This is a genomic window from Rhodosalinus sp. (genome assembly GCF_046542825.1).
In the GTDB taxonomy this organism is placed as follows: domain Bacteria; phylum Pseudomonadota; class Alphaproteobacteria; order Rhodobacterales; family Rhodobacteraceae; genus Rhodosalinus.
This window is the reverse complement of record NZ_JBKHAQ010000048.1, coordinates 1-19,895: the sequence shown is the minus strand read 5'-3', so window position 1 is coordinate 19,895 and position 19,895 is coordinate 1. Positions and strand designations below refer to the sequence as shown.

Genomic DNA, 19,895 nt, shown 5'->3' with positions numbered 1-19,895 from the left:
GATCGCCCGCGTTCCCGCCGCGGCGGTGACGCAGACGCCCCTCGCCCGCGTCGGGGGGCCGCGCGTCCGGGGGGCTGCGTGGCGGTGTCGGCACACCACGGCGATGCGCGCCGTGTTCTCGAGCGCCCACAGGGTCGCCCGACAGGCCCGAGGCCATCCGAGAGACGTGCCAAGCCCCGCTTCGATCCGCCGCCGTCGCGCCCGTGACGCCGCAGGGACTGCGCGGGGTGGAGGGCAGGGCCACCGCGGCGCGCGAGCGGGTGTCGTCCTCGTCGCGCGTCCCGAGGCGCCCGGGTGACGACCGGTGCCCAAGCGGCGCGCGCGCGTCACTCCGCCCAGTAGGTCACGCCGTCGTCACCGCTGGTGCCGATCACGGTCCAGACCGTCGCCGGCTGGTGCGAATCGTTGCGGAACCAGTGCTTGCGGCCGGCAGGCGTCTGCACCAGATCGCGCGGGCCCAGTTCGACCTCGGCCACTTCGCCGCTCTCTTCCCAGCCGACGATCAGCGAGCCCTCCAGCACCATGATCGCGTCCTCGACGGGCCGCACGAAGGGCGCGATGCCCACGCGCGAGGGCACGCCCCACATCTCCTTGCGGCAGGTGTCGTGCGAGAGGCCACCTTCGCCGACATAGACCTTGCGCGAAAAGCCCGCCTTTTCCCAGATCGTCGGCTGCTCGTGGTGGCGCACGACATATTGCGACATGAGCTGCTGCAGCGGGTGGGCGCCCGCGCGGTCGAAGGGCAGCGTCTTGCCCGGTTCCGCGCCGAAGCGGCGGGCAAGCTCCGTGTCGTGCTCCCTGGGATGGTAGTGATAGACGGGTGGCAGCGGCTTGCCGACATCCACCGAGATCGACATCAGCACCGGCTCGACACCGTCGACGCGAAAGCCGTGGCCGATCTCGCGCGCGTTGAGGATCATGTCCTTCGGACCGAGCTTGACCTCGACAACCTCGCCGTCGCGCTCCCAGCCCACGACCAGCGTGCCGGAGATGACGAGAAAGCTCTCCTCGATCTCGTGGCTGTGGCAGGCGGCGAAGCGGCCCGGCTCCTTGTAGATCAGCGAGAGGGTGAAGTGTTCGGGCCTGAGCGTCGTGGTGTCGCCCGTCTTGGGCGAGCCGCCGGAGCCGATGTAGCGCATCTGCGCGCGCGCAAGCTCGGGAAAGCCCGAGTTCGACGGGAATGCGTCCCAGTCGAAGGCCTTGTCGGTGAAGCGCCCCGTCTGTGCGCGTAGCGCCTGCGCGAGGGGCGAGGGGTTGGCCTGACGGGTCATGGCGTTCGGTCCTTTCGCGCGGATCGGTTGCCGGCGAAGGTAGTCGGGGGCGCGCGCGTCCGCCATGTTCCGTTTCATCGCTAGGTGCCATCCCCCGCGCCGGGCGCAAGGCCCGGCCCGGATCGGCGCACCGGCCTTTTCGAGCAGCGCGGGCAGTCCGAGGCCGGCGTCCTCGGCGTGGCAGCCTCCTTGTGCGACATGACGCGCCACAAGATCGCGGCGATCAGCGGACCAGCAGCACGCCGGCGGCGCCGGAACGGGTGCGCGCCGCCGTGCAGCCCGCGGCCGATCGCATCGCCGCGCAACGCGGCGGGAGACCGGACGCGCCGCTCCACGCAATGGGGGGCGCGGGTTTCCGGGGCGTCCCGGAAGCGTAGCAGCGACCGGGCATCTGGCCCACGCACGAGAGAGACACCGTCCGGACCCGTCTTGCCGCATGGGAGGCAAGCGCAGGCCCGGCATGTCGTGCGGGATCAGCATCGCGTGGCGCGGGGAGGGGCCGCTCGTTGCCCGCCACCGGGACGCATTGCCTGATGTCGGCAGCCCTGGGGACCCCGCCGCACCGGCGTTCGCGCTCTGCCGGTGCGGCGGTCGAAAGCCAGGCCGTCCTGCGACGGCACCCACCACCACAAGGGCTGGTGCGGGGACGGGTAAGCGCCGAAAGCGCGCGCCGCCCCTTGCAGACTCGGTCCGGTGTCAGTATATGGCGCTCAACAGCGGTTCGTCGGACCCCCGGTTCGGCAAACCACCGGGATCATCCGACGGGCCGCGCGCCCGTTTTTTCGTTGGCCCGGAGCCCCGAGACCCCGCATGAGCCTGATCGCCAAGTCCGCCATCGACCGGCGCCTCGCCGAGATCGTCCAGCCCGTGATCGAGGATCTGGGCTTCGAACTCGTGCGCGTGCGGCTGATGGGGGGCAAGACCTCGACCCTGCAGATCATGGCCGAGAAGCCGGAGGGCGGGATCGAGGTGAACGACTGCGCCGCGATATCCACCGCCGTCTCGGCCGTGCTGGACGTGGAGGACCCGATCCTCGACGCCTACACGCTCGAGGTGTCCAGCCCCGGCATCGACCGGCCGCTGACGCGGCTGAAGGATTTCGCCGACTTCGAGGGCTACGAGGTCAGGCTCGAGACCGCCGAACTGATCGACGGGCGGCGCCGCTTCAAGGGCGTGCTGGCCGGTGTCGAGGACGACGAGGTGCTGGTCAATCTCGACGAGGGCACGGTGGGGCTGAAGTTCGACTGGCTGTCGGACGCCAAGCTCGTGCTCACCGACGAACTCATCAGGGACATGCTCAAGGCGCGCAAGGCGCAGGCGCTGGACGAGGGCGCCTACGACCGGATCGAGGAACACCCCGCGGGGACCGAAGAGGACTAACGCACATGGCCATCACCTCTGCCAACCAGCTCGAACTGCTCCAGACCGCCGAGGCGGTCGCGCGGGAAAAGATGATCGACCCCGCGCTCGTCGTGGAGGCGATGGAAGACAGCCTCGCCCGTGCCGCCAAGAGCCGCTACGGCGCCGAGATGGACATCCGCGTGAGGATCGACCGCAAGACCGGGCGGGCGACCTTCACCCGCGTGCGCACCGTGGTCGAGCCCGAGGAACTGGAAAACTACCAGGCCGAGATGACGGTCGATGAGGCGAAACAGTACATGGACGACCCCAAGGTGGGCGATGTCTATGAAGAAGAGGTGCCGCCAGTCGAACTGGGCCGCATCGCCGCGCAGTCGGCCAAGCAGGTGATCCTGCAGCGCGTCCGCGAGGCCGAGCGCGAGCGCCAGTACGAGGAATTCAAGGACCGCATCGGCACGATCATCAACGGCATCGTCAAGCGCGAGGAGTACGGCAACATCATCGTCGACGTCGGCCGCGGCGAGGCGATCCTGCGCCGCAACGAGAAGATCGGCCGCGAAAGCTATCGCAACGGCGACCGCATCCGCTGCTACATCAAGGACGTGCGCCGCGAGACACGCGGCCCGCAGATCTTCCTCAGCCGCACCGCGCCCGAGTTCATGGCCGAACTCTTCAAGATGGAGGTGCCGGAGATCTACGACGGCATCATCGAGATCAAGGCGGTGGCCCGCGATCCCGGCAGCCGGGCGAAGATCGCCGTCATCTCCTACGATTCGTCCATCGATCCCGTCGGTGCCTGCGTCGGCATGCGCGGCAGCCGCGTGCAGGCGGTCGTCAACGAACTTCAGGGCGAGAAGATCGACATCATCCCCTGGAACGAAGATCAGGCGACCTTCCTCGTCAACGCGCTGCAGCCCGCCGAGGTGGCCAAGGTGGTCATCGACGAGGATGCGCAGCGGATCGAGGTCGTGGTGCCCGACGAGCAGCTGTCGCTCGCGATCGGCCGCCGGGGGCAGAACGTGCGGCTGGCCAGCCAGCTGACCGGCCTCGACATCGACATCCTGACCGAAGAGGAAGAGAGCCGGCGCCGCCAGAAGGAGTTCGAGGAGCGCACGCAGCTCTTCATGGACACCCTCGATCTGGACGAGTTCTTCGCACAGCTTCTGGTCTCGGAGGGCTTCACCAACCTAGAGGAGGTGGCCTACGTCGATCTCGACGAGCTTCTGGTGATCGACGGCGTCGACGAGGAGACCGCCGAAGAGCTTCAGACGCGCGCCCGCGAATACCTGGAAGAACAGGCACGACAGGCGCTGGAGCGCGCCAAGGCGCTGGGCGTCGAGCAGAGCCTCATTGACTTCGAGGGGCTGACACCCCAGATGGTCGAGGCACTTGCGAAGGACGGCGTCAAGACGCTTGAGGACTTCGCGACCTGCGCGGACTGGGAGCTTGCCGGCGGCTGGACCACCGTCGACGGCCAGCGCGTGAAGGACGAGGGCCTGCTCGAACCCTTCGACGTCTCGCTGGAAGAGGCGCAGAACATGGTGATGACCGCCCGCGTCATGCTGGGCTGGGTCGATCCGGAAGATGTCGTCGCCTCCGGGGCCGAAGAGGGCGACGAGGGTGACGAAGCCGCCGAGGAGGAAACGGTCTGAGCGGCGGCGCTGCGATGACCCGTGGCGGACGCGCCAGGGACCGGACGCAGGGGCCGATGCGCACCTGCATCGCCACCGGCGTCGAGCGGCCCAGGGCGGAGTTGATCCGCTTCGTGGTCGGGCCTGACGATCACGTCGTGCCCGACCTTCTGGGCCGGTTGCCGGGCCGCGGCATCTACGTCGTGCCGGAGCGGGCCGCGCTGGAGCGTGCAGAGGCGAAGCGCCTGTTCTCGCGCGCGGCGCGCCAGCCGGTGACGGTGCCCCAGGGGCTGGCCGAAGAGATCGAGGCGCAGCTCGCGCGCCGGGTGGTCGAACTGATCAGCCTCGCCCGCAAGGCCGGGCTGGCCGTTGCGGGCTACGAGCGGGTGAAGGACTGGCTCGGCAAGGGAGAGGCGAAGGTGCTTCTTCAGGCGCGCGACGGGTCGGAACGGGGCAAGTCGAAGCTCTCCACGCCCGAGGGGGGACGCTGGATCGGCTGGCTCACGGCGGACGAGTTGGGTTTGGCATTCGGGCGACAAACTGTGATACATGCGGCGCTTGGCGCTGGCGGACTCACCTCTCGTGTTGTAGAGGAGGCCGCGAAACTCAAGGGCCTGCGGACAGACGAGCAGACCAGGGGCAGCAATGCGGCGCGCCCCGCCGGAAAGGACAAGACGGCTAGATGAGCGATAGCGACGGCAAGAAGACCCTCGGCCTGCGTGGCGGTGCGCGTTCCGGAAGCGTGAAGCAGAGCTTCAGCCACGGGCGCACGAAGAACGTGGTCGTGGAGACCAAACGCAAGCGTGTGGTCGTGCCGAAACCGGGCACCGGCTCGGGCCAGGGAAGCGGCGGCGGCGGCAAGACGCCGGCGGGCGGCGGCGGGAGCGGCAAGCGCCCTGCGGGGATTACCGACGCGGAGATGGAGCGCCGCCTGAAGGCCCTGCAGGCCGCCAAGGCCCGCGAGGCCGAGGAGACCCGAAAGCGCGAAGAGGAAGAACGGCAGCGCGCCGAGGAGCGTGAGCGCCGCCGCGCGGAAGCCGAGGCCAAGGAGCGCGAGCAGCGCGAAGCCGAGGAGCGCGCGCGCCAGAAGGCCGAGGAAGAAGCGCGCAAACGCGCCGAAGAGGCCGCGCGCGCAGCGGCGCCGGCGCCTGCGCCGGACGCGGGGCCGGCCAAGGCGGCGCCCAAGCCCGCTGCCGCGCCTGCGCGCAAGAAGGAGCGCGAGGAGCCGCGCGAGGCGAAGGGCCGCAAGGGCGAACGCGAGGGCGGCGGTCGCCGCTCCGGCAAGCTGACGCTGAACCAGGCGCTCTCTGGCGGCGAGGGTGGCCGGCAGAAATCGCTCGCCGCCATGAAGCGCAAGCAGGAGCGCGCGCGCCAGAAGGCGATGGGCCAGCAGGCCCCGCGCGAAAAGATCGTGCGCGACGTTCAGCTGCCCGAGACGATCGTCGTCTCGGAACTTGCCAATCGCATGGCCGAGCGCGTGGCAGACGTGGTCAAGGCGCTGATGCAGAACGGCATGATGGTCACCCAGAACCAGGTGATCGACGCCGATACCGCCGAACTCATCATCGAGGAGTTCGGGCACCGGGTCGTGCGCGTCTCGGATGCCGACGTCGAGGACGCGATCAGCCAGACCGAAGACAAGCCCGAGGATCTCAAGCCGCGTGCGCCGGTTGTGACCATCATGGGTCACGTCGATCACGGCAAGACCTCGCTGCTCGACGCGATCCGCAAGACCAAGGTCGTCTCGGGCGAGGCGGGCGGCATCACCCAGCACATCGGCGCCTATCAGGTGCAGACCGAGAGCGGCGACACGCTGACCTTCCTCGACACGCCGGGCCACGCAGCCTTCACCTCGATGCGCTCGCGCGGCGCGCAGGTGACGGACATCGTTGTGCTGGTGGTGGCGGCGGACGACGCGGTGATGCCGCAGACGGTCGAGGCGATCAATCACGCCAAGGCGGCCAGGGTGCCAATGATCGTGGCGATCAACAAGATCGACAAGCCCGATGCCGACCCCGACAAGGTGCGTACCGGCCTGCTGCAGCACGAGATCATCGTCGAGAAGCTGTCGGGCGACGTGCAGGATGTCGAGGTCTCCGCGATCAGCGGTCAGGGTCTGCCCGAACTGCTGGAGGCGATCGCACTGCAGGCCGAGATCCTGGAGCTCAAGGCCAACCCCGACCGCGCCGCGGAAGGCGCCGTGATCGAGGCGCAGCTCGATGTGGGCCGCGGCCCCGTGGCGACGGTGCTGGTGCAGAAGGGCACGCTGCGGCAGGGCGACATCTTCGTCGTCGGCGAACAATGGGGCAAGGTGCGCGCGCTGATCAACGACCAGGGCGAGCGGGTGGCCGAGGCCGGGCCCTCCGTCCCTGTCGAGGTGCTGGGCCTCAATGGCACGCCCGAGGCCGGTGACGTGCTCAACGTGGTCGAGACCGAGGGCCAGGCGCGCGAGATCGCCGAATACCGTCAGGAAAAGGCGAAGGAAAAGCGCGCCGCAGCCGGCGCCGCCACCTCGCTCGAACAGCTTCTGGCCAAGGCAAAGGAAGATCAGAACGTCGCGGAACTGCCCGTGGTCATGAAGGCCGACGTGCAGGGCTCGGCAGAGGCGATCGTGCAGGCGCTGGAAAAGATCGGCAACGAGGAGGTGCGCGTGCGCGTGCTGCACTCGGGCGTGGGTGCGATCACGGAAACCGACGTGGGCCTTGCGGAGGCGTCGGGCGCGCCGGTGATCGGCTTCAACGTCCGCGCCAACGCGCCGGCGCGGAACGCGGCCAACCAGAAGGGCGTCGAGATCCGCTACTATTCGGTGATCTACGACCTCGTGGACGATGTGAAGGCCGCCGCCTCGGGCCTGCTGGGCGCAGAGGTGCGCGAGCGGTTCATCGGCTACGCCCAGATCCGGCAGGTCTTCAAGGTGTCCGGCGTCGGCAAGGTGGCGGGCTGCCTCGTGACCGAGGGCGTCGCGCGGCGCTCTGCCGGTGTCCGCCTGCTGCGCGACGACGTGGTGATCCACGAAGGCACGCTTAAGACGCTCAAGCGGTTCAAGGACGAGGTCGCAGAGGTCCAGTCGGGCCAGGAATGCGGCATGGCCTTCGAGAACTACGACGACATCCGCGAAGGCGACGTCATCGAGATCTTCGAGCGTGAAGAGGTCGAGCGCTCGCTGGCCTGACGCCTCGGGCGCGCATTTTGCGGCCCGTCACGTTTATCGAAAAGGCCGTCGCCCTGCGGGACGACGGCCTTTCTGTCTGTCGTGCCGTGCCGGATGATCAGGCAGGCACGGCACTCGCCTCGACCGGCGGGCCGGTGAAGATCTTGTCGCCCACGCGCACCGCAATGCGGTCTCCCGGCAAATGCGCAACAAGGAGTCCCTGGACCAGAACCCCGCTCCCCATTTCGATCGTCTTCAGCATGAAACCCTCCCTGGCGTCCGCACGGAAGCAGGACGACAACAGGGCTTAGACAATGAAGGACGGCTCGGCACCTGCTCTTTCGTTGCGCATCCGTCGCAAAGGTGCAGGATCGCGCTGCCGGTCTAGAGCCAGTCGCGCAGGATCGGGATCAGCGGCAGGTCGGCGGGCGGCATGGGATAGTCGCGCAGGCGCGCGGGCGCGGCCCAGGCCAGTTGCTGGCCCTCGCGCGCCTGCGGCACGCCCTCCCACTTCCGGCAGGCAAAGAGCGGCATCAGCAGGTGGAAGTCCGGATAGCCGTGGCTCGCGAAGGTCAGCGGCGCAAGGCAGCTCGCCGCGGTGTCGATCCCCAGCTCTTCGTTCAGCTCGCGGATCAGCGCGGCCTCCGGCGTCTCGCCCGGCTCGACCTTGCCGCCGGGAAATTCCCACAGGCCCGCCATGCTCTTGCCCTCGGGCCGCTGCGCCAGCAGCACCCGCCCGTCGCGGTCGATGAGCGCGACGGCCGCCACCAGGACCACGCGTGTCACGAGCGATAGTCCGCGTTGATGTCGATGTAGCCGTGGGTCAGGTCACAGGTCCAGACGATGGCCGCGCCGGAGCCAAGGCCAAGGTCCACGCCGATGCGGATCTCCTGTCCCTTCATGTGCGCCGCCGCGTCCTCTTCCCGATAGCCGGGAGAGACCCAGCCGTTCTCTGCCACCGGCACCTCGCCGAAGCGGATGGTCAGCCGGTCGCGGTCCGCCGCGGCCCCGGACTTGCCCACCGCCATGACGATCCGGCCCCAGTTCGGGTCCTCCCCGGCGATGGCGGTCTTGACCAGCGGCGAGTTGGCGATGGACAGGGCATGCGTCCGCGCGTCCGCATCGCTGGCCGCGCCGGTCACTGCCACCTCGACGAACTTCGTCGCGCCCTCGCCGTCGCGCACGACCTGCTGCGCAAGGTCCAGCATCACGCGCTCCAGCGCCGTGCGGAACGCCTCGTTGCCCTCGGCGCTCACGCCGCTCGCACCCGTGGCGCCCATCAGCAGCGTGTCGGAGGTCGAGGTGTCGCCATCGACGGTGATGCAGTTGAAGGTCCGGTCGGCAAGCTCCGATACCATCGCCTTCAAGGCCGCGCGCGACAGGGCCGCGTCGGTGAAGAGATAGACCAGCATCGTCGCCATGTCCGGCGCGATCATGCCGGACCCCTTGGCGATGCCGGCGATGTGCACCGGCGTGCCGCCGATCTCGACCGTCGCGCCCGCGCCCTTTGGGAAGGTGTCCGTCGTCATGATGGCGCGCGCCGCGGCTTGCCAGCCGCCGGGCGCGAGCGCGGCGGCCAGATCCTGGAGCTTCGCCGAGATGCGATCATGCGGCAGCGGCTCGCCGATCACGCCGGTCGACGAGGTGAACACGCGCGCCGGCGGCAGCCCTGTGGCGACTCCGGCCGCGCGGCTCAGCGCCTCGACGGCCTCGACACCATGCCGCCCGGTGAAGGCATTGGCGTTGCCCGCGTTGACGAGGAACGCGGCGCCTTCGGTGCTGTCCGCGCCGATCTTGGCCTCGCAGTCCAGCACCGGCGCGGCGCGGGTGGCCGAGCGCGTGAAGACCCCGGCAACCGTGCTGCCGGGGTCCAGACGCACGAGCAGGACGTCGTCCCGCCCCATGTAGCGGACGCCCGCCGCCGTGGTGGCGAGCGTCACGCCACCGACGGCGGGCAGATCCGGGAACCGCTCCGGCGCGAGGGGAGAGCGGGGCGGCGTTGCGCCCATGCGCTCACTCCTCGGCGGCAGCGGCCGCGCTCAGCGCGGCGGGGTCCAGCGAGTCGGCGCCCGAGCGGTCGATCGTCGCGTCGTCCTGCAGCGCGGCAAGGCGCGCGTCCACGGCCGCCTGCCGCAGCTCGTCCTCGAGCTCGGCACGCACCTCGTCCAGTTCCGGTGCGTCCGCGGCCCGCGTCTCGTTCAGGCGGATGACATGCCAGCCGAATTCCGTCTGCACCGGTTCTTCGCGGACGGTGCCGGGCTCCATTTCCTCCACGGCGTTCTGGAAGGGCTCGACCATCGTATCGGCATCAAACCAGCCCAGGCTGCCGCCGGAGGGGCCGGAGGGGCCGGTGGAATGCTCCTCTGCCAGTGCGGCGAAGTCGGCGCCGCCATCCAGTTCCTCGATCAGCGCCTGCGCCTCTTCCTCGGTCTCCACCAGGATGTGCGAGGCGTTGTATTCGGTGCCGGGCTCGGCCTCGGCATAGCGGGCCTCGTAGGTTGTCTGCAGCGCCTCGTCGGTCACCGCCTCGCCCACGATGGACTCGACCGCCTGCGCCGCGCCAAGCAGTCTGCGCTCGTTCTCCAGCGCCATCTCGGCCATGCCGGACAGTTCCTCCTGCGTCTGCGACAGCAGGGACTGCTGGACGAGCTGGTCCAGCAGCGCCGTGAACAGCACGTCGTCGGGCAACTGCTGATACTCCTGCGGCAGGGTCGAGCGCGCGGCGACCATGTGGCCCAGCGTGATCTCGTCCCCGTTCACCGTGGCCACCACGGTGTCGAGCGCGGGCGCGTCCTGTGCTGCGGCCGGTCCGGCGAGCGCGATGGCGGTGAGCGCGGCGGCAATGGGGCGCTTTAGGGTTTGCATGAGGTCTCCTTGGCGTTGGGCCGCGTCGGGCCGCGGCGTTGACACTTGAAAAGCCGCCCCTTACATCGCGATGCAAGGCCCGGGCGGCGCCGTCTTTCCCAACACCTATGGGCTTCGGAGCAGGCGGGCAAGCGGGCGCCGCGCAAGAATACGTCAACCTCGACGGAGAACGCCAATGGGCATCGGACGCATCGCCAGGAAGGTCTTCGGCTCGCCGAACGACCGCAAGATCAAGGCGACCCGCGGGTTGGTGGACAGGATTAACGCGCTTGAGCCCGAGGTCCAGAAGCTTTCGGACGAGGGGCTGATCGCCAGGACCGGGGAACTGAAGGCGCGCGTGGCCGGCGGCGAAAGCCTCGACGACATCCTGCCCGAAGCCTTCGCCAACTGCCGCGAGGCCGCGCGCCGCGCGCTGGGCCTGCGCCCCTTCGACGTGCAGCTGGTCGGCGGCATCTTCCTGCACCGCGGCGACATCGCCGAGATGAAGACCGGCGAGGGCAAGACGCTGGTCGCCACGCTGCCCGCCTATCTCAACGCGCTGACCGGCAAGGGCGTGCACATCGTCACGGTCAACGACTACCTCGCCCGCCGCGACGCGGAATGGATGGGCAAGGTCTATGCCGCGCTCGGGCTTACCACCGGCGTCGTCGTTCCCCAGCAGCCCGAGGACGAGAAGCGCGCGGCCTACCAGGCCGACATCACCTATGCCACCAACAACGAGCTTGGCTTCGATTACCTGCGCGACAACATGAAGTCGTCGATCGAAGAGATGTACCAGCGCGGCCATCACTTCGCCATCGTGGACGAGGTCGACTCGATCCTGATCGACGAGGCGCGCACGCCGCTCATCATCTCGGGGCCCAGCCAGGACCGCTCCGACCTCTACCGCGAGGTGGACCGGCTGATCCCCGAACTGGACGAGGACGATTACACCATCGACGAAAAGACGCGCAACGTGACCTTCACCGACGAGGGGAACGAGGCGCTGGAAGAGATGCTGCACGCTCGCGGCCTGCTGCCCGAGGACCAGTCGCTCTACGACCCGGAAAGCACGACCATCGTGCATCACGTCAACCAGGGCCTGCGCGCGCACAAGCTTTTCCAGAAGGACAAGGACTATATCGTGCGCGACGGTCAGGTGGTCCTGATCGACGAGTTCACCGGGCGCATGATGGTGGGCCGGCGCCTCAGCGACGGGCTGCACCAGGCCATCGAGGCGAAGGAAGGCTGCGACATCCAGCCCGAGAACGTGACGCTCGCCTCGATCACCTTCCAGAACTATTTCCGCCTTTACGAAAAGCTGGCCGGCATGACCGGCACGGCCACCACCGAGGCGGAAGAGTTCCAGACGATCTATGGCCTCGGCGTCGTGGAGGTGCCCACCAACAAGCCCATCGCGCGGGCCGACGAGGACGATCAGGTCTATCGCACCACGCGCGAGAAGTATCAGGCCATCGTGGATGAGATTCGCGGCGCCCATGAAAAGGGGCAGCCGGTGCTCGTGGGGACCACCTCGATCGAGAAGTCCGAGGCGCTGGCGGCCCTGCTGGAAAAGGAAGGCGTGCCGCACAACGTGCTCAACGCCCGACAGCACGAGAAGGAGGCGAAGATCGTCGCCGACGCCGGGCGCCTGGGCGCGGTCACCATCGCCACCAACATGGCCGGCCGCGGCACCGACATCCAGCTTGGCGGCAACGTCGAGATGAAGGTGCTGGAAGAGCTTGCCGCCAATCCCGATGCCGACCCCGAAGAGGTGCGCGCCCGGATCGAGGCGGAGCACGCCGAGGAAAAGAGAAAGGTGATCGAGGCCGGCGGCCTCTTCGTGCTGGCCACCGAACGGCACGAGAGCCGGCGCATCGACAACCAGCTGCGCGGCCGCTCCGGCCGGCAGGGCGACCCGGGGCGGTCGGTGTTCTACCTCAGCCTCGAGGACGACCTGATGCGCATCTTCGGCTCCGACCGGCTGGACAAGGTGCTGAGCCGTCTGGGGATGCAGGAGGGCGAGGCGATCGTCCACCCCTGGGTCAACAAGAGCCTCGAACGCGCGCAGGCCAAGGTAGAGGCGCGCAACTTCGACATCCGCAAGCAGCTGTTGAAGTTCGATGACGTGATGAACGACCAGCGCAAGGTCATCTTCGGCCAGCGGCGCGAGATCATGGAGGCGGAGGATCTCTCCGACGTGGTCGAGGACATGCGCCACCAGGTCGTCGAGGATCTGGTAAACCAGTATCTGCCGCCCAAGTCCTACGCCGATCAGTGGGATACCCAGGGACTCTATGCCGCGGCGATCGAAAAGCTGGGCGTGGACGAGCCGGTCATCGAATGGGGCGAAGAGGACGGCGTCGACCAGGAGGTGATGCGCGAGCGCCTGCGCAAGGCCGCGGACGAGCACATGGCCAAGAAGGTCATCGCCTTCGGCCCCGAGAACATGCGCTCGATCGAGAAGCAGGTGCTGCTGCAGACCATCGACAGCAAGTGGCGCGAGCATCTGCTGCGTCTCGAACACCTGCGCTCGGTCGTGGCCTTCCGCGGCTATGCGCAGCGCGATCCGCTCAACGAATACAAGTCCGAGGCCTTCCAGCTCTTCCAGGGGATGCTCGATTCGCTGCGCGAGGACGTGACCGCCAAGCTCGCCGAGATCCGCCCCATGACGGAAGAAGAGCAGCGCGAGATGATGCGCCAGATCCAGGAGCAGCAGACCCGCCTGCGCCAGCAGGCAGAGGCCGCGACGGCGCGGCACCCGGCGCGCGTGCCCGAGCCCGTCGGCGCGGGCGCGGCGGTCGAACCGGCCGGCGCTGGCGTGGCAGCGGCGACCGCGGGCGGTGCCGCCACAGGTGCCGCGGCCCCCGGCTTCGTCGAAAGCGACCCTGCCACATGGGGCGATCCGGGGCGCAACGATCCCTGCCCCTGCGGGTCGGGGAAGAAGTTCAAGCACTGTCACGGCAAGCTCGTCTGACCTGAAAGCTGCCGCAAAGCGCCCCAGGGATTCCCCCGGCGTGCCCCGCCGTCGCCAAGATTGGCGGCCAGATTGCCCCTGACCCGGAAACCGACGCCGGAGTCAGGAGGCAAGGATGACGTCGCAACTCTTCTCGAACCGCTACGTGATGGCCGGGGCGACCTTTGCCGCAGCCCTTGGCATCGGCTTCGTGATGCAGCATGGCGACCCGGACCCGATGGCCGAAGCGACAAGAGCGGCCTCGGTGGCGCCCGGCGCTGCCGTCATGCAGGGCGGCACGGGGCAGCCCGCCGCCCGGCCCGAAACAGACGCGGCGGACGCCGATGAAACGGCGATGCAGGCGCCGGAGCAGCCCGTGCCCCTGCCCGAAGGCGAGACGCTCAGCGACATCGACTTCACGTCGGCCGCCATTGCACCGCGCCCCCCGGAAGAGCCGCGTCGGCTGTCCGAGCCGCCGGCCCGCGATGCCGAAGCGGATTTGCGGCAGCTGCGCCCCGCCACGGCCGGGGTGGATGCCGGACCGCGTGACGCGGCTCCGGCACGACCGGCGCCGTCATGCGACGTCGTGCTCGACGCCCGGCCGCGTCCCAACGGCATGGTCCGCCTGGCGCTCGACGCGCCCTGTCTGCCGAATGAGCGCTTCACCCTGCACCACAACGGGCTGACCTTCACGGCCGCGACCGACGCCGCCGGGAAACTTGCGCTGGCCGCGCCGGCGCTGGACGCTTCGGCCGTGTTCATCGCGGCCTTCGCCGGTGGCGAGGGCGCCGTGGCACAGGTTGCCGTGCCGGAGGCCGGCGTCCGCGACCGCGTCGTTCTGCAGTGGCGCGGCGATGCCGGCCTGCAACTGCATGCCTTCGAAGGCGGTGCACAGTATAACGACGCCGGGCATCGCTGGGTCGATGCCCCGGGCGAACCCGAGGCCGGCGAGGACGAGGGGTTCGTCGTGCGACTTGGCGATGCGGCCGTGGCAGAGCCGATGATGGCCGAGGTCTATACCTTCCCCGCCGAGATGCCCGAGACCGGCGTCTCCGTGACCGTCGAGGCCGAGGTGACCGAGGCGAACTGTGCCCGGGAACTCTCGGCGCAGACCCTGGGCGTGATGAGCGGCGAGGCGATGGAGCGCCACGAGCTGACCTTCTTCATGCCCGACTGCGCGGCGGTGGGCGATTTTCTGGTATTGAAAAACCTCTACGATGACCTGAAGATCGCCGCGAGATGAAGGGGGCGCTCGCGGCCCCCGGCGGGCGCGATCCGGGGGAGTCATGAGAGCATGGCGTGCGGCGGTTCTCGCCGCACTTCTTGTTTCGGCGGCCGGCGCCGCGTCGGCACGGGACGTGACGCTTCGCTCGCCCGATGGCGGCGTCGAGATCGCGGGCACGCTTCTGGGCTTTGACGGCCGGTTCTACCGCCTCGAGACGAAATATGGCGAGTTGACGGTGGACGGCAGCGGCGTGCTCTGCAAGGGGCCGGGCTGCCCGGCGCTCGACCCGTTCGTCGCGGATCTGCGGCTGTCGGGCTCGGCCACCATCGCGAACGTGCTTCTGCCGGCGCTGATCGAGGGCTTCGCCCTGCGCAGCGGCTTCGGCGTCGCCCGCGAACGGACAGACGGCAGCCACAGCATCTTTACCCTGTCGGACCCGACCGGCCAGCCACTGGCGCGCTTCCACCTTCGCGCGACCACGACCGACGAGGGTTTTGCCGATCTCCTGGCCGACGAGGCCGACGTCGCGCTCGCGGTGCGGGAAATCCGGCCGGGAGAGGCGGCGCGCGCGCGCGCCGCCGGCCTGGGTGATCTGGAGGCGGCCGGTGCGAGCCGCATCCTCGCGCTTGACGGGCTGGTGCCGGTGGTGGCGCCGGGCAATCCGGTCGCGGCCATCGCGCCCACGGATCTCGCACGCGTCTTCGCAGGCACGATCGACAACTGGCAGGATCTGGGCGGGCCGGATGCGCCGATCACCCTGCACCTGCGCGACGCGGCCTCGGGGCTGGGGCAGGCGGTGACGGACCGGCTGCTCGCGCCCGTCGGTCTGACGCTGGCCGACGGCGTGGTGCGGCACGATACAGATGCGGCACTTGCGCAGGCCGTGGCGCGTGACCGGCTGGCCCTTGGCATCGCCAGTTTCGCCGAACTTGGCAACACGCAGCCGCTCGCGCTGACCGGGCGCTGTGGCTTCGTCCTGCGGCCCGAGCGGCGCGCGATCAAGATGGAGGACTACCCGCTCACCACGCCGCTCTTTCTCTACCTGCCGATGCGACGCCTGCCCGAGATCGCGCGCGATTTCCTCGTCTACCTGCGCAGCGCGCCGGCGCAGATCGTGATCCGGCGGGCGGGCTTCGTGGATCAGGCCACGGAGGAGGTGCAGATCGCCGATCAGGGCGACCGCCTTGCCAACGCCATCGCCAGCGCAGGCCCCGAGGTGCCGCTGGCGGAGCTTCAGCGCATGGTGCGCGAGCTGGGCGCGATGCGGCGGCTGACCATCTCGTTCCGCTTCCGCGCGGGATCGGCCGCGCTCGACGCGCAGTCGCGCTCCAACGTGCCGGCGCTGGCGCAGTCTCTGGCGGAGGGGCGCTACGACGGGCGGCGGCTGGTCTTCGTGGGTTTCAGCGACGGGCAGGGGCCGGCTGTGACCAACGCCCAGATCGCCGCGCGGCGGGCCGAGGCGGTGCGCGACGCGGTGCTCGACGCGGCCGGGGACGCCGATCTTTCGCGGGTCCAGATCGCCACCGATGCCTTCGGCGAGGCGATGCCGATGGCCTGCGACGAAAGCGCGTGGGGCCGGCAGGTGAACCGCCGCGTCGAGGTCTGGGTGCGATAGCGCGGCGCTTGCCCGTCATCGGCGGGCGTGCCGCCGGTCATGTCCTCGCCGCCACTTGGGTGCGGCTGGCCACTTGAGCCCGGCTCCGGTTGCCGTGAAGGTGATACCACCGATCGCGCGTCTCGAGCCGGTTCGCCGACGAGCCCAGCCGGGATGGCGTCACGCCCGCGGTCCAGCGCCTCCAAGCTGCGGGCCATCGCCTCCAGCGCCCAGACCGCAGGGGCGCGGGCCCCGCGCGCAGCCAGGCGTTGACCGGGGCCGACGGCGCGCTCGCGTGCCAGCCGCGGGCCTCGCGCGGCGCCGCCCCGGCAATCGTGCCTCGGCCCGGCCAGAGGCTTGCCTCCTCGCTGCACGCGGTGGCGGCATTGCGCCTGTGTGGTCCACCCGCTCGGACATGCCGCGCTTCGGGAAGCAGGCCGCCGGGCGCAAGTTGCGGGTGAAGGCGCGGCAGTCCGGGTTGCCGAGGCAGGCGCGCTGGCAGGCGTGCAGCGCGGTGTCGAACAGCGGCTGCAGGTCCGCGCCGCGGAAACCCCCGTCGCGCGAGACGTCGAGGCGCCGGTGGGGCAGGGAGCTTTCCGCCAGCAGGGGCGGGCGAGAGCGACGAGCAGGGAAAGAAGCAGGGCGCGTATCGGGCGGACCTCCGGCCGGGATTGGCGAGGAATCGCATGGCCGGATGCGTGCGATCAACGATTCCCCCGGCGCCGGTTAAGCCGGTGTTCACCTTGTCGGCGCCATGCTGCCGCGACGTATCCTGTGCATGGGGCGAAGCGTCCGTCATGAGTCTGTCCGGCAAGCTTGCGGAGGAGCGGCGCGCGCGGCTCGCCGCAGAACGCCTGCTGGAACAGAAGCAGGCGGAGCTTTTCGCCGCCAACCGCAAGCTGGGGCAGCACGCGCGCCTGCTGTCCGAACAGATCGTCGAGACGCGGGCAGAGGTCGCCACCGTCCGGGACGAAAACCAGCGCGTGAAATCCGACCTGACCAAGGCGAACGAGAAGATCGCCATCGTCGAGACGCAGCTCTGGCGCGCGCTGGAATCGGTGCGCGACGGGTTCGCCATGTTCAACGCCGATGGCTGCCTCGAACTGGCGAACCCTGCCTATCTCTCGGTCTTCGACGGGGTCGAAACCGTGGCGCCGGGGGCGAGCTTCGCGCATATCGTCGACGTGATGATCGAAGAGGGGATCGTCGATCTGCGGGGCGAATCGCCGCTTGCCTGGCGCGAACGCCTGCTGGGCCGCTGGGACCGCGAGGATATCCCGCCCGAGATCATTCGCCTGTGGAATGGCCAGTTCGTCAAGCTGATGGACCGGCGCACGCCGGACGGCGGCTTCGTCACGCTTGCCGTCAACATCACCGAACTGATGCGCATGTGGTCCGCGGTCGAGGAGCTGCCGGACGGCTTCGTGGTCTACGACGCGGAGGACCGGCTGGTGACCTGCAACGCGCGCTACCGCGAGCTTTATGCCGAAAGCGCGGAGGCGATGGTGCCCGGCGCCAGTTTCGAGGAGGTCCTGCGCCACGGCCTGGCCCGGCGCCAGTTCGCCGAGGCGCTGGGCCGCGAGGAGGCCTGGCTCGAGGAACGGCTGGAGCAGCATCGCGCCGCCGAAACCGCCATCGAGCTGCAGCTGGCCGACGGTCGCTGGCTGCGCATCTTCGAGAAGGAAACCAGCGACGGCGGCCGCGTCGGCCTGCGCGTCGACATCACGCATCTGAAGGAGCAGCAGAAGGCGCTGGAGCAGGCGATGGAGCGGGCAGAGGCCGCGAACCGCGCGAAATCCGCCTTCCTCGCCAACATGACGCACGAGATCCGCACGCCGATGAACGGCGTGGTCGGCATGGCCGAGCTTCTGGCGAACACCGGGCTGACCGAGGATCAGGCGCTCTACGTCGAGACGATCCGCACCTCGGGCGAGTCGCTGCTGGTCATCATCAACGACGTGCTCGACTACTCGAAGATCGAGGCAGACAAGCTGTCGCTCCACCCCGAGCCCTTCGACCTCGAACGCTGCATCCACGAGATCGTCATGCTCCTGCAGCCCACCGCGCGCGACAAGGGGTTGGTGATGCTTGTGGACTACGACCTCTTCCTGCCAACCCGTTTCGTCGGCGACCCTGGGCGTATCCGGCAGGTGCTGACCAACCTGATCGGCAACGCGGTGAAATTCACGGCCGACGGCCACGTCCTGGTGCGTGTGACCGGCTTGCCCGACTCTGACAGTGGAAGTGCAGAGGTGATCGTCACGGTCGAGGATACCGGGATCGGCATCGCCGCCGACCGGCAAGAGCATATCTTCGGCGAGTTCAATCAGGTCGAAGACGCGTGCAATCGCTCGTTCGAAGGCACCGGCCTGGGGCTTGCCATCACCCGGCGGCTGATCGACCTCATGGGTGGGCAGATCTGGGTCGAGAGCGAAGAGGGCGCCGGCGCATGCTTCGGCTTCCGCGTGCCGCTACCTGCGGCAGAGCCGTTGCCGGAAGCGCCGATGGGACCGCCCGCGATGCGCACCGCGCTGGTCGTGGACGACCACCCGGCGAACCGCGAGATCCTGCAGAAACAGCTTGCCGCGCTGGGGATGGAGGTGCGCTGTGCCGACAGTGCAGAGGTTGCCATGACGCTGATGGACCCCCCGCCCGACGTGGTGCTGACCGACCATCTTATGCCGGGAACCGATGGCGTCGCCTTCGCCCGCCAACTCAGGTCCGGGGGACGGGCGATGCCGATCCTGCTGCTCAGTTCCAACCCGGCTTTCGTCGAGGCGGGGCTGGAAAACGGGCTGCTTCAGGCGATCCTGCAGAAGCCCGTGCCGCGGCAGGAACTGCTGCGGCGGCTGCACGCGCTGGGCGGCGTGCAGACGGAGGCCCCCGGCGACGGGCCTCCGCAGGCGGAGGCTCCGCCCGCGGAAGTCCGGCAGATGCGCGTGCTGCTGGCAGAGGACAACCGGACAAACCAGCTTGTCTTCGGCAAGATGGTGCAGGGGCTCGATATCGACCTCGCCTTTGCAGCCAACGGGCTCGAGGCCGTCGCGGCGTGGGCGGCCGGGCCGCCCGACCTGATCTTCATGGACATCTCGATGCCGAAGATGGACGGGCGAGCCGCCGCGCGCGAGATCCGCCGTCAGGAGGCGGTGCGGGGGGGGCGCGTGCCCATCGTGGCGGTCACCGCGCACGCGATGGAGGGCGATTGCCAGGCGATCCTTGCCGACGGGATCGACCACTACATCTCGAAGCCCGTGCGCAAGGCGGCGCTGGCCGAGACGATCCGCGCGCACCGCCCGCCGGGCACGCGACCGCCGGACCCGTCCGACCCGGAATAGGCGATCTGCCGGGATGCGGACCTGCGGGCCTCCGCAGGCCGGCAGCGACACGTCCCCGCGCGTCTGCGCGGCCCGGCACGCGCCTGGTGCCGCCCCTGTCGTCAGGCCTCGCCGCGCAGGAACACGGGCCGGTCGGGTTCGGACATCTCGGGCTCGAAGCGGTAGCCGCCCGTGTCGAAGCCGGCGAGGTCCCCGGGTTCCTCCAGCCGCCGCTCCAGCACGAATCGCGCCATCGCGCCGCGCGCCTGCTTGGCGTAGAAGCTGACAACCTGCGGCTTGCCGGCCTTCACCTCCATGAACACGGGCGTGACCACCCGCAGCGCCAGCGCCTCCATGTCCACCGCGCCGAAATATTCCTGGCTGGCGCAGTTCACCAGAACCGTGGCGCCCGACTCGGCCGCCGCATCGTTCAGCGCCCGCGCGATCCGGTCGCCCCACCAGTCATAAAGCGTCCTGCCGCGCGGCGTGTGCAGGCGGCTGCCCATCTCCAGCCGGTAGGGCTCGATCAGGTCGAGAGGGCGCAGCACGC

Annotated in this window: 14 protein-coding genes; 8 read left to right on the top strand and 6 right to left on the bottom strand. The window is 69.4% G+C overall.

Annotated elements, in window-relative coordinates; genetic code table 11:
- Positions 1-326: 326 nt before the first annotated feature.
- Positions 327-1,271 (bottom strand): cupin domain-containing protein, encoded by a 945-nt coding sequence (locus tag ACLFOB_RS08220; protein ID WP_410925759.1) that lies wholly within the window; start codon positions 1,269-1,271, stop codon positions 327-329.
- An 810-nt stretch (positions 1,272-2,081) separates the two neighbouring features.
- Here ACLFOB_RS08220 and rimP point away from each other — a divergent pair.
- The 4 genes from rimP to infB are packed head-to-tail and all read left to right on the top strand — an operon-like array spanning position 2,082 to position 7,433.
- Positions 2,082-2,651 (top strand): ribosome maturation factor RimP, encoded by a 570-nt coding sequence (gene rimP, locus ACLFOB_RS08215; RefSeq protein WP_410916256.1) that lies wholly within the window; start codon positions 2,082-2,084, stop codon positions 2,649-2,651.
- A 5-nt stretch (positions 2,652-2,656) separates the two neighbouring features.
- Positions 2,657-4,282: a transcription termination factor NusA gene (nusA, locus tag ACLFOB_RS08210; protein WP_410916258.1), complete on the top strand. Its 1,626-nt coding sequence runs from the start codon at positions 2,657-2,659 to the stop codon at positions 4,280-4,282.
- A gap of 14 nt (positions 4,283-4,296) precedes the next feature.
- Positions 4,297-4,947: an RNA-binding protein gene (locus ACLFOB_RS08205; protein ID WP_410925758.1), complete on the top strand. Its 651-nt coding sequence runs from the start codon at positions 4,297-4,299 to the stop codon at positions 4,945-4,947.
- Positions 4,944-7,433 carry a translation initiation factor IF-2 gene (infB, locus tag ACLFOB_RS08200; protein WP_410925757.1) on the top strand — a complete coding sequence of 830 codons (2,490 nt, stop codon included), beginning with the start codon at positions 4,944-4,946 and terminating at the stop codon, positions 7,431-7,433. Before ACLFOB_RS08205 ends, infB begins: the two co-directional genes overlap by 4 nt.
- A 97-nt stretch (positions 7,434-7,530) precedes the next feature.
- Here infB and ACLFOB_RS08195 read toward each other — a convergent pair whose 3' ends face one another.
- The 4 genes from ACLFOB_RS08195 to ACLFOB_RS08180 all read right to left on the bottom strand — a co-directional run bounded on the left by ACLFOB_RS08195 (position 7,531) and on the right by ACLFOB_RS08180 (position 10,277).
- The gene (locus ACLFOB_RS08195) at positions 7,531-7,674 is read right to left on the bottom strand and encodes a hypothetical protein (RefSeq protein WP_410916263.1); all 144 of its coding nucleotides are present in this window, start codon (positions 7,672-7,674) and stop codon (positions 7,531-7,533) included.
- Between the two features lie 122 nt (positions 7,675-7,796).
- On the bottom strand, positions 7,797-8,198 hold the full coding sequence (mutT, locus tag ACLFOB_RS08190) for an 8-oxo-dGTP diphosphatase MutT (RefSeq protein ID WP_410925756.1): 402 nt from the start codon (positions 8,196-8,198) through the stop codon (positions 7,797-7,799).
- Positions 8,195-9,421 (bottom strand): bifunctional glutamate N-acetyltransferase/amino-acid acetyltransferase ArgJ, encoded by a 1,227-nt coding sequence (gene argJ, locus ACLFOB_RS08185; RefSeq protein WP_410925755.1) that lies wholly within the window; start codon positions 9,419-9,421, stop codon positions 8,195-8,197. The genes mutT and argJ overlap by 4 nt, the downstream gene beginning before the upstream one ends.
- 4 nt (positions 9,422-9,425) lie before the next feature.
- The gene (locus tag ACLFOB_RS08180) at positions 9,426-10,277 is read right to left on the bottom strand and encodes a peptidylprolyl isomerase (RefSeq protein ID WP_410916266.1); all 852 of its coding nucleotides are present in this window, start codon (positions 10,275-10,277) and stop codon (positions 9,426-9,428) included.
- A 175-nt stretch (positions 10,278-10,452) separates the two neighbouring features.
- Between ACLFOB_RS08180 and secA the strand changes: the two genes are divergently transcribed.
- The 4 genes from secA to ACLFOB_RS08160 all read left to right on the top strand — a co-directional run bounded on the left by secA (position 10,453) and on the right by ACLFOB_RS08160 (position 19,366).
- The gene (secA, locus tag ACLFOB_RS08175; protein WP_410925754.1) at positions 10,453-13,233 is read left to right on the top strand and encodes a preprotein translocase subunit SecA; all 2,781 of its coding nucleotides are present in this window, start codon (positions 10,453-10,455) and stop codon (positions 13,231-13,233) included.
- Positions 13,234-13,348: 115 nt separating this feature from the next.
- On the top strand, positions 13,349-14,455 hold the full coding sequence (locus ACLFOB_RS08170) for a translocase (protein ID WP_410925753.1): 1,107 nt from the start codon (positions 13,349-13,351) through the stop codon (positions 14,453-14,455).
- Positions 14,456-14,498: 43 nt separating this feature from the next.
- Positions 14,499-16,052 (top strand): phosphate ABC transporter substrate-binding/OmpA family protein, encoded by a 1,554-nt coding sequence (locus ACLFOB_RS08165; protein WP_410925752.1) that lies wholly within the window; start codon positions 14,499-14,501, stop codon positions 16,050-16,052.
- Positions 16,053-16,828: 776 nt separating this feature from the next.
- Positions 16,829-19,366: a response regulator gene (locus ACLFOB_RS08160; protein WP_410916624.1), complete on the top strand. Its 2,538-nt coding sequence runs from the start codon at positions 16,829-16,831 to the stop codon at positions 19,364-19,366.
- Positions 19,367-19,467: 101 nt separating this feature from the next.
- Here ACLFOB_RS08160 and ACLFOB_RS08155 read toward each other — a convergent pair.
- A partial coding sequence (locus tag ACLFOB_RS08155) for a YaaA family protein (protein WP_410925751.1) occupies positions 19,468-19,895 on the bottom strand: 428 nt, incomplete at its 5' end.

Excerpts from the sequence above, each read along its gene's own strand:
- ACLFOB_RS08220 (WP_410925759.1), bottom strand. The coding sequence starts at position 1,271 with ATGACCCGTCAGGCCAACCCCTCGCCCCTCGCGCAGGCGCTACGCGCA.
- rimP (WP_410916256.1), top strand. The coding sequence starts at position 2,082 with ATGAGCCTGATCGCCAAGTCCGCCATCGACCGGCGCCTCGCCGAGATC.
- nusA (WP_410916258.1), top strand. The coding sequence starts at position 2,657 with ATGGCCATCACCTCTGCCAACCAGCTCGAACTGCTCCAGACCGCCGAG.
- ACLFOB_RS08205 (WP_410925758.1), top strand. The coding sequence starts at position 4,297 with ATGACCCGTGGCGGACGCGCCAGGGACCGGACGCAGGGGCCGATGCGC.
- infB (WP_410925757.1), top strand. The coding sequence starts at position 4,944 with ATGAGCGATAGCGACGGCAAGAAGACCCTCGGCCTGCGTGGCGGTGCG.
- ACLFOB_RS08195 (WP_410916263.1), bottom strand. The coding sequence starts at position 7,674 with ATGCTGAAGACGATCGAAATGGGGAGCGGGGTTCTGGTCCAGGGACTC.
- argJ (WP_410925755.1), bottom strand. The coding sequence starts at position 9,421 with ATGGGCGCAACGCCGCCCCGCTCTCCCCTCGCGCCGGAGCGGTTCCCG.
- ACLFOB_RS08180 (WP_410916266.1), bottom strand. The coding sequence starts at position 10,277 with ATGCAAACCCTAAAGCGCCCCATTGCCGCCGCGCTCACCGCCATCGCG.
- secA (WP_410925754.1), top strand. The coding sequence starts at position 10,453 with ATGGGCATCGGACGCATCGCCAGGAAGGTCTTCGGCTCGCCGAACGAC.
- ACLFOB_RS08170 (WP_410925753.1), top strand. The coding sequence starts at position 13,349 with ATGACGTCGCAACTCTTCTCGAACCGCTACGTGATGGCCGGGGCGACC.
- ACLFOB_RS08165 (WP_410925752.1), top strand. The coding sequence starts at position 14,499 with ATGAGAGCATGGCGTGCGGCGGTTCTCGCCGCACTTCTTGTTTCGGCG.
- ACLFOB_RS08160 (WP_410916624.1), top strand. The coding sequence starts at position 16,829 with ATGAGTCTGTCCGGCAAGCTTGCGGAGGAGCGGCGCGCGCGGCTCGCC.